Source organism: Cuspidothrix issatschenkoi CHARLIE-1 (assembly GCF_002934005.1).
Taxonomy (GTDB): Bacteria; Cyanobacteriota; Cyanobacteriia; order Cyanobacteriales; family Nostocaceae; genus Cuspidothrix; species Cuspidothrix issatschenkoi.
Map to the genome: position 1 here is coordinate 1 of NZ_PGEM01000078.1, position 16,841 is coordinate 16,841.

General features: G+C 36.2%; 11 protein-coding genes, 2 pseudogenes and 1 CRISPR repeat array. Of the genes and pseudogenes, 2 read left to right on the plus strand and 11 right to left on the minus strand.

Translation table 11 applies throughout. The features are described 5' to 3' along the window. Nucleotides 1-30: 30 nt before the first annotated feature. Nucleotides 31-728: direct repeats of the CRISPR family, unit length 36 nt; unit sequence GTTTCCATTCAATTAATATCCCCAGCGAGTGGGGAC. 402 nt (nt 729-1,130) lie between these two features. From CUN59_RS22655 to CUN59_RS11455, 4 genes and pseudogenes are all read right to left on the minus strand, one after another. After that, nucleotides 1,131-1,766 (minus strand): ABC transporter ATP-binding protein, encoded by a 636-nt coding sequence (locus CUN59_RS22655; RefSeq protein ID WP_438501815.1) that lies wholly within the window; start codon nt 1,764-1,766, stop codon nt 1,131-1,133. A 45-nt stretch (nt 1,767-1,811) separates the two neighbouring features. Then, a pseudogene (locus tag CUN59_RS22660) lies at nt 1,812-2,249 on the minus strand (ATP-binding cassette domain-containing protein); the annotation flags it as partial. A gap of 263 nt (nt 2,250-2,512) precedes the next feature. After that, nucleotides 2,513-3,649, minus strand: a complete 1,137-nt coding sequence (locus CUN59_RS11450) for a glycosyltransferase family 4 protein (protein WP_104387960.1) — start codon at nt 3,647-3,649, stop codon at nt 2,513-2,515. A 90-nt stretch (nt 3,650-3,739) separates the two neighbouring features. Next, nucleotides 3,740-4,903 carry a glycosyltransferase family 4 protein gene (locus CUN59_RS11455; RefSeq protein WP_104387961.1) on the minus strand — a complete coding sequence of 388 codons (1,164 nt, stop codon included), beginning with the start codon at nt 4,901-4,903 and terminating at the stop codon, nt 3,740-3,742. 905 nt (nt 4,904-5,808) lie between these two features. Between CUN59_RS11455 and CUN59_RS11460 the strand changes: the two genes are divergently transcribed. Continuing rightward, nucleotides 5,809-8,085, plus strand: a complete 2,277-nt coding sequence (locus CUN59_RS11460; RefSeq protein WP_104387962.1) for an NHL repeat-containing protein — start codon at nt 5,809-5,811, stop codon at nt 8,083-8,085. Between the two features lie 164 nt (nt 8,086-8,249). Further along, nucleotides 8,250-8,703 (plus strand): annotated as a pseudogene (locus CUN59_RS11465) (glycosyltransferase family 4 protein); the annotation flags it as partial. Here CUN59_RS11465 and CUN59_RS11470 read toward each other — a convergent pair. From CUN59_RS11470 to CUN59_RS11500, 7 genes are all read right to left on the minus strand, one after another. Further along, nucleotides 8,686-9,564: an aspartoacylase gene (locus CUN59_RS11470; RefSeq protein ID WP_104387963.1), complete on the minus strand. Its 879-nt coding sequence runs from the start codon at nt 9,562-9,564 to the stop codon at nt 8,686-8,688. The pseudogene CUN59_RS11465 and the gene CUN59_RS11470 sit on opposite strands and share 18 nt — an antisense overlap. 302 nt (nt 9,565-9,866) lie before the next feature. Further along, complete coding sequence (locus tag CUN59_RS11475; protein ID WP_104388003.1) at nt 9,867-11,318, minus strand: glucose-6-phosphate isomerase; 1,452 nt, start codon at nt 11,316-11,318, stop codon at nt 9,867-9,869. Nucleotides 11,319-11,362: 44 nt separating this feature from the next. Further along, nucleotides 11,363-12,325, minus strand: a complete 963-nt coding sequence (locus tag CUN59_RS11480; protein WP_104387964.1) for a glycosyltransferase family 2 protein — start codon at nt 12,323-12,325, stop codon at nt 11,363-11,365. Continuing rightward, a complete protein-coding gene (locus tag CUN59_RS11485; RefSeq protein WP_104387965.1) occupies nt 12,243-13,445 on the minus strand; it encodes a glycosyltransferase family 4 protein in 1,203 nt (400 codons plus the stop codon). The genes CUN59_RS11480 and CUN59_RS11485 overlap by 83 nt, the downstream gene beginning before the upstream one ends. A 142-nt stretch (nt 13,446-13,587) precedes the next feature. Further along, entirely contained in the window at nt 13,588-14,571 is a 984-nt protein-coding gene (locus CUN59_RS11490; protein ID WP_104388004.1) for a glycosyltransferase family 2 protein, read from the minus strand. Between the two features lie 62 nt (nt 14,572-14,633). Next, a complete protein-coding gene (locus tag CUN59_RS11495; RefSeq protein ID WP_104387966.1) occupies nt 14,634-15,638 on the minus strand; it encodes a glycosyltransferase family 2 protein in 1,005 nt (334 codons plus the stop codon). 32 nt (nt 15,639-15,670) lie between these two features. Next, nucleotides 15,671-16,834, minus strand: coding sequence for a glycosyltransferase family 4 protein (locus CUN59_RS11500; protein ID WP_104387967.1), 1,164 nt, complete (start codon nt 16,832-16,834; stop codon nt 15,671-15,673). Nucleotides 16,835-16,841 lie beyond the last annotated feature (7 nt).

Below are 16,841 nucleotides of genomic sequence, written 5' to 3' on the forward strand. Positions count from 1 at the left end.
AGTGCGGAATGTGGGTAATAACTATTCTGAGTTTCCATTCAATTAATATCCCCAGCGAGTGGGGACCCCCTTATTTCGACTAACGCCCTAAATTGCCAGGCTTGTTTCCATTCAATTAATATCCCCAGCGAGTGGGGACTTGATGGTGACCTAACTGAGATTCAAAAGTTTGACTCTAGTTTCCATTCAATTAATATCCCCAGCGAGTGGGGACAATAAATCACAGCAATGCTTGATAGCCACAATTCTAGTTTCCATTCAATTAATATCCCCAGCGAGTGGGGACTGTAGAATTTATCCAGGAGGGTAAGCTTAATTTAAAGTTTCCATTCAATTAATATCCCCAGCGAGTGGGGACGAGTTAGTATGCTCTTCTGAGTACAAATACTATGCTCAAGTTTCCATTCAATTAATATCCCCAGCGAGTGGGGACATCCAAAGCTATTAACTAGATCCTCACGTTTTTTGTTTCCATTCAATTAATATCCCCAGCGAGTGGGGACAAATGGGTGGCAATGCTGGTACGAGGAATGCCCCATAATTGTTTCCATTCAATTAATATCCCCAGCGAGTGGGGACTTCTTATCAGGTGCAGTATGAAAGTAGCTGATTTAAGAAGTTTCCATTCAATTAATATCCCCAGCGAGTGGGGACCTGAAGGTGCTTACGAAGTAGGTAAAGTACTACCTAATGTTTCCATTCAATTAATATCCCCAGCGAGTGGGGACTCCTCAATTTTAAACCCTTATGTAGCAAGGTGTCCAGAGGCAGTTTCCGAAGGTCAGGAGAAAAGACCAACAAAAGGACAAAAAACCAACAGCCAAAAACCCTGAAACCCTTACCCAGTAAGCGACCGAAGGTCGCAACGAAAAAATCAATATTTCAGCCATTTTACCTGACCTTCGGCCAATGCCACGCCTCGCTATCGGCCAACGCCACACGCTAGTATCATAAATCACTAAACAATAATCAAACCCGGAGGTTCAATTGAACTCCCACCCCTCAAGTTTTGTCACCTAAGTGGACGTGAGATAACCAAAATGTGTGAAGAAAAGTAAAATCTCTGAAAACTTCTTCACTCTTGCCTCTTGCCTTGCCATAACGACAATTTTTAAAGCCCACCTACTTAATTAAGGAAATATTGCTAACTCGGTTTTGGGATCAAAGAAATGTATTTTCTCAGGAGTTAAAGATAGCCAAAGCTGTTCACCTGTATTTATAAATCTATCAGGTGGAACTCTAACTTGTAAAGCCTGTCCATTGGTATTTGGTAACTCAGGATCGGCAATTTTCACAGATAAAAAAGTGTCATTGCCTAAATTTTCTGCTAAGTCCACTTTAACTGGTAAATTTTTAGTAGCAGGTACACTTAAACTTAGATGTTCTGGACGAATACCTAAAATTAAAGTTTGTCCGTCGTATGGTTGTAATGCACTTCCCCAAATATCTGGAAGGGTAAAGCGAAAATTAGTATGGGTAATTAATAAAGGTGCGTGAAACTCCACGGGAATAAAATTCATGGGTGGAGAACCGATAAATTCAGCAACGAAGCGATTAACAGGACGATTATATAATTCTAAAGGGGCTGCAACTTGTTGAATTTTACCCTCTGACATAATAGCAATGCGATCGCCCATGGTCATCGCTTCAGTTTGATCATGGGTAACATAAATGGTCGTAATGCCCAACTGATGTTGTAATTTAACAATTTGACTCCGTGTTTCCGCCCGTAACTTAGCGTCCAAATTAGATAATGGTTCATCCATTAAAAATACTTGAGGATTACGGGCGATCGCTCGTCCTAATGCTACCCGTTGTCTTTGTCCCCCGGAAAGTTGTTTAGGTAAGCGATTTAACAGAGTTTCAATTTGTAACAAACTCGCAACTTTTTGTACTCGTTCATCCACAATTCTTTCTTTTGGGGAAATATAGCGTAATCCTTTAGGTAGCTTTTTTGTCACACCTACCAGTAAATCTTTCCCCCATTGAGTAAATATTTTTTTGCCAAATTCTTGATCTGGAAACTGACGACGCAAACCAAAAGCGATGTTATCATAGACAGTCATGTGGGGATAGAGAGCGTAACTTTGAAACACCATAGCGATATCTCTAGCTTTAGGTGGTAAATCATTAATCAAGCGATCGCCGACGGAAATATTACCACCAGTCATCACCTCCAACCCAGCAATTAACCTTAGTAACGTGCTTTTACCGCAACCAGACGGACCCACCAGCACTATAAACTCACCATCAGCAATAGTTAAATTAATCCGTCGCAAAACACTGACACCATCTGCACCATCTTGGGTTTTTGCACCTTCCCCAGCGCGAGAGGGGAAACTTTTATAAACATTTTCTAATATAACTTGTGCCACAGGGATTCACTTTAAAATTTATTAATTGGTAGAGGCGGAAATTTTTCACCCATACACTAGATAGCATACATTGTTTTTCAAGAGCCAGATCCCCGACTTCTTCAAGAAGTCGGGGATCTTAATTTAACTTAAGATGGTTATATTGAGTTTAGCAATTCTTGAATTTGCTGATTAATAACCTTAACATCAAAACGTTGACTAGCAGTAATTCTGGCATTATTAGCAATATTCGCAGTTTTTACAGCTTCTTGCCAACAATGATTAATCACATCTGCTAATTCTTGACATTCTCCCGGTGTCACTAAAAAACCATTAATACCATCTTCCACTAACTCTATCGCACCGCCAGCTTTAGCTGCAACCACAGGTTTACCGCACAGCATAGCTTCAACAATAACTCTCCCAAAAGGTTCGGGTGCAGTGGAAGTATGGGTAATTAAATCACACATTGTCATTAATTGGGGAATATCCGAGCGAAATCCTAAAAACTTAACTCGATTTTCTAATCCCAAACTAATAACTTTTTGGTGTAAATCTTGCACATATTCCTGTTCACCAAATAAAGCATCACCAACGAAAATTACTACTATATCTTGTGGACATTGAGAAAGGGCATCAATTAAAATATGCTGTCCCTTCCAAGGAGAAAGACGGCTAAAATGTCCAACAACAAATTTATTTTCTAATTGTAAATTAGCTCTGATTTTCCTCACTTCTAATTCATCAACTTGATAATTCTCTATAGCAAAGCCATTATAAACAACCTTAACTAGATCAAGGTTTCCTCCAGCTTCTAAAAATGCCCTTTTACTAGCTTGAGAATTGGCAATTACCAAACTAGCAAAGCGATTAATTAAACTGACTGCTACTAGAAGATTAGTTTTACTAAAATGTTCTAAAGAAAGAATATCATGTAAATGATAAACCAAAGGACGACGAGCCAAAAAACTAGCTATTGCCCCTACAACTAAAGCCTTTTGAGTATTAGCATAGATTAAATCATATTTTTTAGCCCATGCAACCACCTGAATAATTAAAGGTATAATTTGCCCTAAACTGCTTAACGCTGAGAATAGTCCACTGTCTTTACTAACTTTAATTCCTTGAGTTGTCAAGACCTCCACCGGAATTTGATTTTCTTGCAGTAACTTTCTAAAATCACCATCGGCAAATAAACCAACTAGAGAATTATCACGATAGGGTTTAGCAATATCCACTAAACACAACTCAGCACCACCAGGTTTACCACTCTGATCTAAGAATAAAATTTTCATACAATTTATATAATTATAGTAGTATGCAGTTGAATGAGATATAAATTGAAACTTAAAAATCTACAGGATAAGACTTTTCACCCTGATAGTTTAAGCTAAGAGAACCTGCCGAACTTGTTGGGCAATATTTGTCCAATCATAATATTTAACTGTGTAATTACGACACTCTTCTCTAGAAGGTAAAATCAGTTTATCTAACATAATTTGGGCTAATTTATCAGCAATGCTTTCCACAGTTATAGATTCAGTAATTAACTCTGGAGAAAATCTTTGTAAAATTTCCGGCATACCCCCTACAGGTGTACATAAAACAGGAGTACCACAAGCTAAAGATTCCAAAATAGCTAATCCAAACCCTTCAAAAGATTGACTTGGCATTACAGTTAAATCAGCCGCTTGATAGGCAGTAGGTAAATCATTTTCAGGTAAAAAACCCAAAAATTGCACATTATTTTCTAAACCTAATTCTCTAACTTGTTGTTGCAGTAAAGCTTGAATATGACCACGACCAGCTATAGCTAACCAAATATCAGGAATGCCTGGTTTAATCATCGCTATAGCTTGTAATAATTTATCAATTCCCATACGATAAACTAAGCGCCGAGAAGTAAATAATATTGGCCGATTAGTTGGCCAGTTTAGCTTTGTTCTCGCTTCTTGACGTGATAAATTGTTCTGAAAATGATCAATATCAACTCCACCGGGAATAATCTGAATTTTCTCCCAGGGAATTTGGTATTTTTGATGTAAAATTTGACCAAAAGCTTTACTCAGAACAATAAAGCGATCACACCGATTATAAGTTATTTTTTCAATTAGCTGTTCTTTTAGCCAAATATTAAATTTTTGATTTACCACTTCTTCTTGACTTTCCGCCGCCCAAGGACCATGAAAGTTAAAAGTAATCGGTATATCCTTGGGTAAAATATCTAAAATAGGAAAACTATATAATGCAAAATGCAAATTAATTGCATCAGGTTTACCTAATCTAGTTTGTTTAAAGTTATGGCGAATAGACCATAATCTATTGCTAATTTTAGTATCTGGATCAGCTAAATTAGTCAACTTAATCTTTGTATTTTGATGATCTACTGGTAAACCAACCCCACATAATTCTACTTGATCTTGATGTGTTACTAATTGATGAGTTAGTTCATAAATATATCGTTCTAATCCTCCAGGATGTTTAGGAAACCAACCAGTACCTAGAGTTAAAATAGATGCTGAACTAAATTTTTTATCTTTATTTTCCACTTACTTAACTCCTCTCATAGATAAATTCAGATTATTTATTGTGAGTAATATTTTTAATTATTTTCTCCATGCAAAGACAATATATTTTCAGCATTATCTTCCAATACAACACTGAAAAATATAATCAGCATAAATTTTTAAAAAAATTTATTTTTATATAAAAAATATAGTGCTGATACAATCTAATATTTTCATACTAATATCCCATTATAGGGTTTCCCAGTCTAATAAAGTACAAAATTATCTGCGTACCCTTCGGGAAGCAAGCTGCAATTATTACTGCTTCTACCTCACCATAGTAGTAGATGAATAAGAATCGGGAAAATCAAGTAAATGTGTTATTGAATACAGTTTTTTGTATCAATTATAAAATGTCTTAAATCGAACATTTATAAATCCAGAATATAATAAAAATTATATCTAAATATATTAGTATTTATATCTTAGTAATGATTTCAACTATTAAGAGAATGTATTTTGTTGATAAAGTTTTGATGAAATCATACATAAAAGAATATTTATTTGTTAGTTTATAGATAACTATTTAGAAATTATCATTGCATAGGGGTATTAAAAAATCTAATGATACAAACTTTAGCTTGTAATTAGCTTTTTTCCCTTCACTTTACCTATGTTTTGACGAGAATCGAGAATAAATCAAAGTAGATTAAGTAATGCAAAAATATGGAAATGTTTGGTAGTAAGGGTTTCAGACCTTAAATTATGACTAAACTCCTCACTACAAACCTTGAATTATTCAGTCCGTTCTACTTATACTAATTCTATGGAAGAGAGTGCCATAATAAATTTTGTAGAGACGTTCCGCCGTCTCTACAACGGAAAATAAAGCATAGAAATGGTATTACTACAAATTTTACCGTCTATTAGTTGATTAAGATTTTGATATGAATCATAAGAAATTGAGAAATTTGAGTAAAATTCATCACCAGCTTAATAGCTGTATCAACAGTTTATTTCGGAGTAAATATGGTAATAAAAAAATAATCTTTAATGTTTTACTTGGTATCACCTGCGGATTAACAGTGACATTTGCAGGAATGACAATGGATTTAGCAACAACTAAAATATCTCCCACACCTGCAATATCTCCCACGCCTCCAACATCCTCCACATCTGAAATATCGAAAAATTCCGAAGTTAACTATATTACTTCTTGGTTAGGAAATACCATTGGTAATGGTCAATTAACAGTACAAAACAATATCGAGGCCATGTATGTCCAAGATGATGGAACAGTATACACAAATAGTGTTTGGGATGAAGCTGGTAGGGAAGCAGCAGTATATAAAGATGGTCAACCGATTTTAACTTTAAAAGATACCCATGGTTGGAGTCGTTTAGGTGGTAAAGCCATAACTGCCAATAGCAAATATATCTATATTGCTATGTCTCAAGGTGAACTAGATCCAACTAAAAAACATTATCCGCAAAAAGGTCAAATTTGGTACTGCGTGAGACGTTATGACTTAACAGGAAAACCTGCACCTTTTAACAAAGGCAATGGCTGGGATAAAAGTATGTTAATTACCAGCCAAAAACATGAAGTTACTGGATTAGCCACCGTAGATAATAAACTATTTGTCAGCAATGCTGGTGAAAATATGATTCGGGTTTATAATACCGAAAACATGGAAGAATTAAATAGTTTTGCCATTGCTAATCCTAGACAAATCACCATTGATAAAAAAGGCAACTTGTGGGTTATTCAAAAAAGAAAAGGTAGCAAATTTTCCAAAATCGTCAATTATTCTCAAATAGGGCAAAAATTAGCCAATGACATTATAGATATTGACGAACCATCAGCATTAGCCATTGATAATCGAGGTAGATTATTAATAGCAGATAATGGTGTTAATCAACAAGTGGTGATTTATAACATTAATAATCAACCAGTGCGAGTAGATACCTTTGGTGATAAAAAAGGTATTTTCGGTGGTGTACCTGGAGAAATTAAAACTACAAAACTCTATGGTATTACAGGAATTGGTACAGATGCCGCAGGTAATTTTTATATCAATAATAACGGCTTCAAAAACTCAGGTACAGATTTAAGAAAATTTTCCCCATCAGGACAAGTACAATGGCAATTACTAGGATTAATATTTGTAGATAATGCAGATACAGATCCGCACACAGATGGTGTTAATCTCTTCACAAAACAAGAACAATATGTGATGGATTATAGTAAACCTGCTGGTAAACAGTGGACTTATCAGGCCTATACACTTAATCCCTTTAAATATTCTCAAGATCCACGTTTACATACATCACCAGATGCTACTTTTGTCCGGCGTATTCAAGGGAAACCTTTTTTATTCCTGACAGATATGTATGGTAGCTTTTTACAAATTTATCGCTTTCAACCAAAAACCGATGGTAATATTGCCATTCCTGCGGGAATGTTTGTCGGTACAAATGAAGGAGGTAAATCCATTTCTGGCAATTGGCCGCCCGATCAACCCGCACAAGGAGAGTGGATTTGGCGTGATATTAATGGTAATGGTGCATTTGAAGAAAATGAGTATGATATCAGCAAAGATTATCCCTATATGGGTGGTTGGTGGGTAGATAGCAAAGGTGATATTTGGAAAACATTGCGAACTCAAGATGGAATTCGTCGTTATCCTTTCCAGGGAATAGATGCTAAAGGAAACCCGATCTATACCTATAGTTCAATGGAAAAAATCAAGACTCCTGCTATCTTCACTGACTTGCGAAGAATTGAGTATTTTCCAGAAACAGATACTATGTATTTATCAGGATTTACAACTGAGCATCCAGCAGTAACAGATCAGGCCAAAGTAGTAGGATCAGAAATTGTTCGTTTTGATAATTGGAGTCAAGGAAATCGTACTCCCAAATGGCGAACTGTCATTCCCTACGACACTACAGGTAAACAACAAATTGCTACCGCAGCCATGAGTGTAGCGGGTGATTATGTATTTGCAGTTACCTTCAAAACCGCAGAGGTATATGTTTATAAAGCTACAACTGGAGAACTGGTGAAAAAGATGAGTCCAGGGAAAGAAGTTGGTGAAGAAAGTGGTTGGGTTGATATTCCTTATGGTATCCGTGCTTTTCGTCGTGCTAATGGTCAATATCTAGTATTTGTGGAAGAAAATTGGAAAGGAAAGGTATTGGTATATCAGTTCACAATGTAATCTATAGTAGGTGACAGGTGATAGGTGACAGAGTTGAAGAAACGTAATATTAAGATCCCCGACTTCTCAAAGAAGTCGGGGATCTATCCACTTCCTAATTTTACATAATTACTAGCGTTTGTTGGATTCCACTTTGTTCTACGCAAATTATAGGGATTTTATTAATAATTGAGGCGATGGTGAAAAATATAACCTTAAATAATCGTATTCATTTTGAAGGATTCCAGGCAGAACCACAACGTTATATGTTAGCAACAGATATCTTTGTTTTGGCTTCCCATTGCGAATCTTTTGGGTTAGTTTTAACAGAAGCTAGAGAGGCAGGTTGTGCCATTATTGCCAGTGATGTATGTAGATGGCATTCCTGAAACTTTAGAGCATAGTCAGGCGGGGATTTTAGTCCCACCGAAAGATATTCAAAGTTTAGCTAGTGTTTTAGCAAAATTATTGAGCGATCGCCAACTCTTGAATGAGTGGAAATTCCGCGCCCAACAAAATCTAGAAAGATTTCATGCAGCACGAATTAATGAAGAAACACTAGCTATATATGGAGAAATGATGAGAGAAAAGAACATCATCCATTTGATAGAATCGAGAGAATTAGCTAATCTCAATTAACTCTTTTTGACTAATGTGCATCGCAATTCCTTTTTCATAATAAGCAGCTTCATTGATAAAAATAGGATAAACAATATCATTTCCCTTATAAACAATTTCCTCGCCGCTAAAAGTCATAAACATCGGATCACCAGGATGCAACGGTTCATAATCTCTAAATTGGAGTTGGGGATGAATCATCCCTTGAATTTCCCCATTTTCACTGCGCGGATAATCAATCACACCAATTGATCTATAAACTGTCAGAGTATTATTTCTGAGTAAATTTTTGCCCAGATTATAATTTTCAAAATAATCTAGAGATGTATAAATAAGCTGCTCAGTTTGTTGAAATAATTCCGCATTTAAAATACTTTGGGGTACGGGTCCAACTTCCAGGGCAAAACCCAAATCAGATAAAGAACGGAGAAAACCACTACCTTTAGGTTGTTCATGAAGATAAACTTTTACTAAAGGATTTATTGCACTTAAAACAGCAGCTAATTCCAGTAATACAGGATGGCGATTTCCTAAAATAATACATAAACCCATGTTAGATGTAGTAGTATGTAAATCAATAATTACATCTTCAATATCTGGAACTTTTGGTTTTAATATTGTTTGAATTTCCCGCGCTCTTAATTCTTCATAATTAGCAGGTTTATCCTCATTCCTCAACTGGACAAAACAGCGATTGAGGTCTTTTTCTACATATCTTACCCGTGCAGCGATCGCTTTAGGATTACCCAGCAAAGATAAAGTTTCAAAACTGGATCTATGGACTAAATCGGGATGGTTGTGAAACTTTTTAACCAAGTAAATTCCTGTAAACTCATTACCATGGTTTCCTCCTACAATTACTACCCGGTTAATTTGATTCATAATTACCTCATTTAATTAATGATAATTCCCAAACCTAGATCCCCAACTTTATTCATAAGTCAGGGATCTGATGACAATTTAAAATTGTTGGTTGTGAAAATACACTTTAGTTTTTAATTATATAGCCATTAGGCATGAGACTTCCGGAGAAAATAAAATGTAAGTGGTTTGTACAGACGTTCCGGTGGAACGTCTCCACATTAGACATCTGGCAGAAATTAAATATGCCTAATCACCAAACCCTTGTAGGGATAATTCATGAACTGTCCCTACATTATTTTTCACCAGATGTGTGTTGAGTTTTACTCACTTTTACTGACCCCAACCCCTGAATTATTAATTCTGCTGTAATATTTGTGTCCGGCCATGGCCATAGCGAAAAATCCCCACATAATCATACCTGCAATGCTCAACATTCCGCTATAGATAATCAACTGAGCGCAACAACTAATACCGATAGCGCGAGATACACTAATAAAACTATCAAACTGACCTTCAGTATACTTGCTAACAGCAAAAATCATTAGTATTAATCCACCAACATAGGGGATAGCACCGATCCAACCCAAAGTGAAAAACATATCTAAAATGCCGCTATCAATAACAACTACCTCTATTTGTCCAGTTTTTTCATTCACCTTCCAAATATTACCAAAGCCGTTACCAACAACATTAGAAAGAGCTAGACTTAGGTTACGATCATAAGCTGCGGATCTATCTCTAAAGCTACTATCTTTTTCTAAATTAGAAAAACTTTCTAATCGGGTAGTAATAACTTTAGAAAGAGGTTCAATTGTCACCAAGGGGACAACACATATTGTCATTGCCAAGATGATAGTAATTAACCGCTTTTGAATCTGTGGTTTAACAGAACCAAAAAGGATAATCATCCCTAAAAACCAGCCACCCCAGCCAGTCCGAACTTGACAGAGTAAAAATGATAAGTAACCTACAGCAGAAGCAGGAAAAATTAAAGAACCAGAACTGGTAAATAATATTAATAATCCAGCTTGCATCACAGTAGCAAAGGGTCCTGGTGAATGTAGTGTACTCCAGACGCGCATTCCAAAGGGAACAGGATTACCAGCACTGGTAAACATTTCCGATTTTAGTAACCAATATCTATCCCATTCAGGTGCAACCACAAACTGATAAACACCATACGCTCCGATTAAAAGAATCGCCCAAACAAATAACCGTTGAAGATGCTGCCGATAACTAGGATAATCGCGCCAATTAGCAAATAGGTGAAAAGCGAAAATTATGGGACTGAGCCAATCTAAAAAACTGCGAATTACGGGAAGAGGCTGATTATAAATTATCCCCACTAAAAAACCATAACAAACCCCGATAAAAGCTAAGATAAATGGCAATCCTCCCTGGCGAGAAATATTAGGTAAATGGTTTAAAAAAGTGACCAAGGTAATAAATACCACCAAATAAGGACTAATTAACATTTGTCGGGTAGTATCCCAACCAACTTTATAGTCAACTAAACGAGTAATTAAGGGAGTAATAAACCATATAGACCAAGTAAAACCAATATAGTGAATGGGATGCCGCAAATATAAAAATATTGCTACTATAAAAGCTGTGATCGGAAAAATGAAGCGTAAACTAGCTGCACTGGCAAAGTAGCAACCTGTTGTTAGGAATATAAAACCAAAGATCACTAGCCAACTTTGGGCAGATCGATCTTCCGGGGAGAATTGTTTTTTTAAAACAGTATTAAACAGTAGAGTATTGGAAATCACTTTGATATCTAGATAGTGTAAAATTTGGATGTTAACCAATCTAATTAATAGCCAAAATAGCGATTAGCAAGATTTAATTTTGCCGATTGCATTTTATATTCTTGATATCCTAACCATCTACCTTGTAAAGAGGCTCGCAGTTTTTTAGTAGCAAGTTGTTGGTCTTGGCTAAAAAATCTTAACCATTGGCAGATTCCGAAACTTTCTCTAGTTCCTACTAAAACCGACCATAATAAAAATACAATTTGCCGAACGGGAGAAAGATGTTCTAATAAAACTAAGGTTTCGTTATGGACTAGATTAATTAAGGCAATGTCGTTAAAATTATGGCGTTGATCTTCATCAAACCGTTGGGCAGGATAATGATCTACAGCAATATTAGGATCGTAAATTATTTTCCAACCCGCGCGTTTGAGAGTGAGGGTAAAGGACATTTCAAAATGTACCTGTGCGCCCGTACCTCGCATTCTTTCATCAAACTTTAATTTACCAATTGCTTGGGTGCGAAAACTCATATTCACACCTTTGAGAATATCAACTTCACGGGGTGCGCCTATGCCGAGGTGATGGTTGCCAACAACGCGCCCCCACCATTGCAATTTGCCAACGAGGGGACGCGAACCATCTTCTAATTTGTCTCCTTGATAAATCCAATCCCGCCCACCAACGCCACCAATGACACTATTAACGCTAAAATGAGAGTTAATTTTTGCTAACCAATCAGGATGGGGGGCAGCATCGTCATCGGTGATGGAAACAATGTCTCCTTGTACACAGGCTAGTCCGGCGTTAAGTGCGGCTACTACTCCCGGCTGAGTAACGGTGACAACTTCTAAGGACAAGAGATAGGGCGGAAATTGATGGAGAAATTCCCAGGTGTCTGCGTCTGTGTCTCTGACAACGACGATCGCCTGATCAACGGATTTAGTTTGCTGTTGAAGGGCTTTCAGGCAACGGGCCAAGTCTTGAGGACGGCGATAGGTGGGGATGAGAACTGTGTTTCTCATTAATGATTAACTCCTCAAATATATTTAAATAATTTTGTGCCATTTTTGACCAGCTATGTTGTTGGGCAATGGTACGGGCAACTTCACCCATTTGTTGACGCAGAGAGCGATCGCTGGCTAAAACAGACAAACTTGCAGCTAAACTATCAACGTTATCCGTTTCTGATAGAACAATTCCCGCTTCTGGTGTTACTAATTCTGCCCCTCCTGTAGCGGTGGCGGTGATCACAGGTAAACCCGAAGCCAAGGCTTCTAATAATACGAGAGTGCAAGCTTCATAACGGGAAGGAAAAACAAAAAAATCTGCTGCTTGCATAATTTTGGCTATGTCTCGACGATATCCTAAAAAATGCACTCGTTCACTAATACCTAAATTATTTGCTAGTTCTAAAAACGGACTACCTTGAGTATCTCCCACTACGGCTAAATGTAAATTTGGAACTTTTTTTAAAGCTTGTAATACTGTATCTAAATTTTTTCTCGGTGTGCGGATATCTCCAGCAAATAAAGCCAATGTGACATTTTCTGGTAATCCCCATAAACTGCGAGAAGTGACACCAGGAATAAATTCTTCTAAATCTACACCATTAACAATTACCCGAATTTTTTGACGAGGGACACCAATATTAACTAATTCTGTGGCGACTTTTTCTGATACAGCAATCATAATTTTAGCTTGGTGGAAGGCTTGTTTTTCCCAATAGGCATTAGCCCCAGTAAATAACCATTGATATAAACCGTAAATATCCTTACGGGTGCGGAAAATATGCACAGGCGATCGCCACCAAGAACTATGGACAAAATGCACAGCATTGACATCCGCCGCGCCCATAGTAATCGCACCATTGACTTTGACTAAATCGAAATCAGCCCGATTTTGACCTAACCAAGCCGCACTTTTTTGAGCAAAAATGAAATTACGGACAAATTCTGTAGGATGGCCAGCAACTGGAATAGAAACCCAATTTACATCCCTATTTTCTGCTAATTCTGGGGCAACTTCACTGGCTACTAGTGTTAAATTATGACGTTGGCGAATGGCTTCTTTTGCTACTTCATAATTAACTCGGCCTTGTCCATCACCTTTGCGGACTTTGTGCGTCACAATACAAATTTTCACTGATAACCTCTCCGGATTTAATTTAGAATTTTAATGAACCATACCCAGATCCCCGACTTCTTTGATTAATTATGTCCATAAATTAGAGATTGCTATCAGAAGTTGGGGATCTTATCCCCTTACTAAATTCTGGTGTTTCTCTTTATGCAACTTTTAATATTTTCCTGGTAATCATAGGAGGAATAAAACTCAGTGCTAAAGCTACTAAAGTGCGTAAATTAAATTTTTGCTCCCGTAAAGTTTGCCAAAAATAAGGACGGGCGGCAGCAATTTGTTGATCTAGTAATAAACCAATACCTAAAGTTGTATTCGCTGTTAACAAAAGTTTTTTAAAGTGTTGATGAAATTCTTGTAAATTTTTATCTTTCATAAAAATTTGATAACAGAATATTTCACTTTTAGCCTTACGAATTTTTGCCTGAATACTGCGTCTACCACTGAGCATGGTATCAGTTTGTTCATGCTCTCGATATTTAGTTAATTTTTCAGGAACATAGTAAACTCCGTAACCTGAAAGACAACAAACATAAGTTAAATATAAATCCCACATTCCCCCAACTTCTGAAGGAATAAGATTCCAATTAATCATATCATTGCGAATTACACAAGCCGCAGCCGTAGGAATACTTTTATCAACTAAACCCATTTTAGTAAAATTTTTATGAATACCTTCAGCAATTTTATCTCGTTTATAACTGCGGGTATTTTGTTCTGTAGCGGCTATATTAATTTTACTATCACTATCCATAATATATTGGTCACAAAAAGCCAAAATTAAATGGGAATTTGCTTCTAAATGTGGTACAAGTTTAGATAAAAAATCCTCATCCCACATATCATCATCATGGAGACTAGCCACATATTTACCCGTGGCAATTTTAAACCCATGAAACTGATTACCTAACATCCCAATATTTTCTGGATGGCGATAAAATTTAATCCGTGGATCGTTAAATGCAGCCACCAATGCTTGAGGATTTTCCTCACTACAATTATCAGAAACAATAATTTCAATATTTTGATAGGTTTGGGCAACCGCGCTAGTAATTGCTTGCTGAAGATATCCTATCCGGTTATAGGTGGGAATGATGATACTAACTAAAGGTTCGGGTAATTTATTATTCATATAGCAGATGATAGATTTGAACAGATTTACTTCTAAATTCTTACCTTTTGATATTTGCATAATCATTGATCAAAGATTAAATGCTTTAATGACTGCCCTATGTTCCCATATAAATTAGTAATTATAGATATTAATAAATCCAACAATTTAGAGTTTTTAGGTATTTTATAATCGGGGATATTAGCTATATTCTGGGATTTTGCATATTGGCGGCAAGATTCCCAATCGTATTTCCAAATATCTTCCATCCAGAAGCGTTTACATCCATATTTATGGAAATAATGCAGCACTTCAAAGTCATAAGAGTAATATTGTTGTTTAGTAATTGTGTGCATATCAATACCTAAATCTTCCCAACTATCAAACCATTCATGGGGGCAAGCTTCTAATTTACCAATACTTAAATAGTTCAGTTTATAAGGATGGCGAAATCGTCTACTTATGGCATTAGTATCTTCTAATATATTTTCTATGACACTGTACATACGTATTTTTGAGGCGTGAGCATCTAAACGAACAAAGGCATAGTGGAGAATCTTAATATCATGGATATGTAATCTAGTTCCATATTCAGGCATAGGAACTCTAACACTATGAATTTTCCGTGGTTGATGTTCTGCACCATCATCAACATAGCCAAGAGGGGTGAGAATTCCACTTCTGATACATTTATAAGTATTGTCAAATAAATCAGGCTTTTCAAAAAACAATATTGTTCCTGGTTCTGCTTGCAGCATTTTTTGCCAACTTGCGGTTTTAGTAGCATTAGCAGCTAGTATTTCATCCGCATCTAAAGCCAATATAATTTTATGTTCTTGTACTAAATCTCTAGCTGTCTGAATTAATAATAATTGTCGTTCAGCTTCATTAAATTGTTGTGATTTATTTTCAATCAGAATCACTTTAGGATATTTTTTGCAAATAGCCTGACTGCCATCAGTAGAATTTTGGTCAGCAATAATAATGTGATCTGCAAATTGACTAGTCACTGACAAAAAACGATCTAAAATCCACGCTTCGTTTTTCACAGGGGTAATAACGACAATTTTTGGTAGTTTTGTAGTCATGGTGAATTTGGTTATAAAGTATTTATCAAGATTTACTTTTTGCGAGAATAAAACTCGGTCATAGTTTTATGATAACTTTTTTCTAGTTCTTGAATATGAACATCCATCACAAATTTTTGCTCAAATAAATCGTGACCTTTTTCACCCATCAGTCGAGCTTGATGATAATTTCCTGATAATTCATTGATGGCATCGCCTAATTTTTGCAGGTCATGGGGAGGTACTAAAATACCTGTTTGATGATTTTGGATATATTCAGGAATACCACCGGTAGCACTAGCAATAATCGGTCGACAATGGGCATAAGCTTCTAATGTTACTAAACCCGCAGGTTCTGGCCACAAACTGGGAAAAATCACTGAGAAACACTGTTGATAAAGTGCTTCTAATTTGTCACCATTACACCAACCATGCCAAGTAATGCGATCGCTTAAACCCATTTTTTCTGCTAATTCGATCATTTTGGGTTTAGCCCAACCTTCCCCAGCAATATCTAAGTGAATTTTAGGATTAGTTTTTGCTAATGCTTTAATTAAAGATTCAATACCTTTATAGGGAACAATTCGACCTACAAATAAAATATGTTGCTGTTGATGGATTTCTTGATTTAAGGGGATTACAGGATGTTTTGATCTTTCTACAGCACAGTATAAAGTAGTGACTTTATTAGGTGATAAGCCATGATAAATTAGTTTTTCTCGCACATAATTACTATTAGCAATTACAGCAATATTTAGATTTTTAATGTTTTTCAGAAAATAGTAAGCATTTTGCCAGTCTTGGATAATATTTTTGGGTCTGCGACTCCCACAACCATCTATTAAATGACCCCAAGTACATCCTAGAGGGTGCATAGAGCGATCACATTCTTGTTGACGATCTGCTAAATATTTTGTACCACTAGGACAATAACTAGAATGATTATGAATAGTTAAAACTGCTGGACATTCTTCCCGAAAATCTATCAACATATCAGGATCATGAATATGCAGTAATTCATAATCACTTTGTTTGATATTTTTTAAAGAACTAATGACAAATTCCTCCGGCTCAGTCCCATGATTAATTAATTCAGAATTTTGTGAATTAATCAAAGCAGTTATATAAGTTTCTAATCCTCCACCACCAGCAATATTAACAGGAGAACAGTGATATATTTTTTGTTGAGCTTCTATGGGATTATTTCTCGTTAACATTATTGTC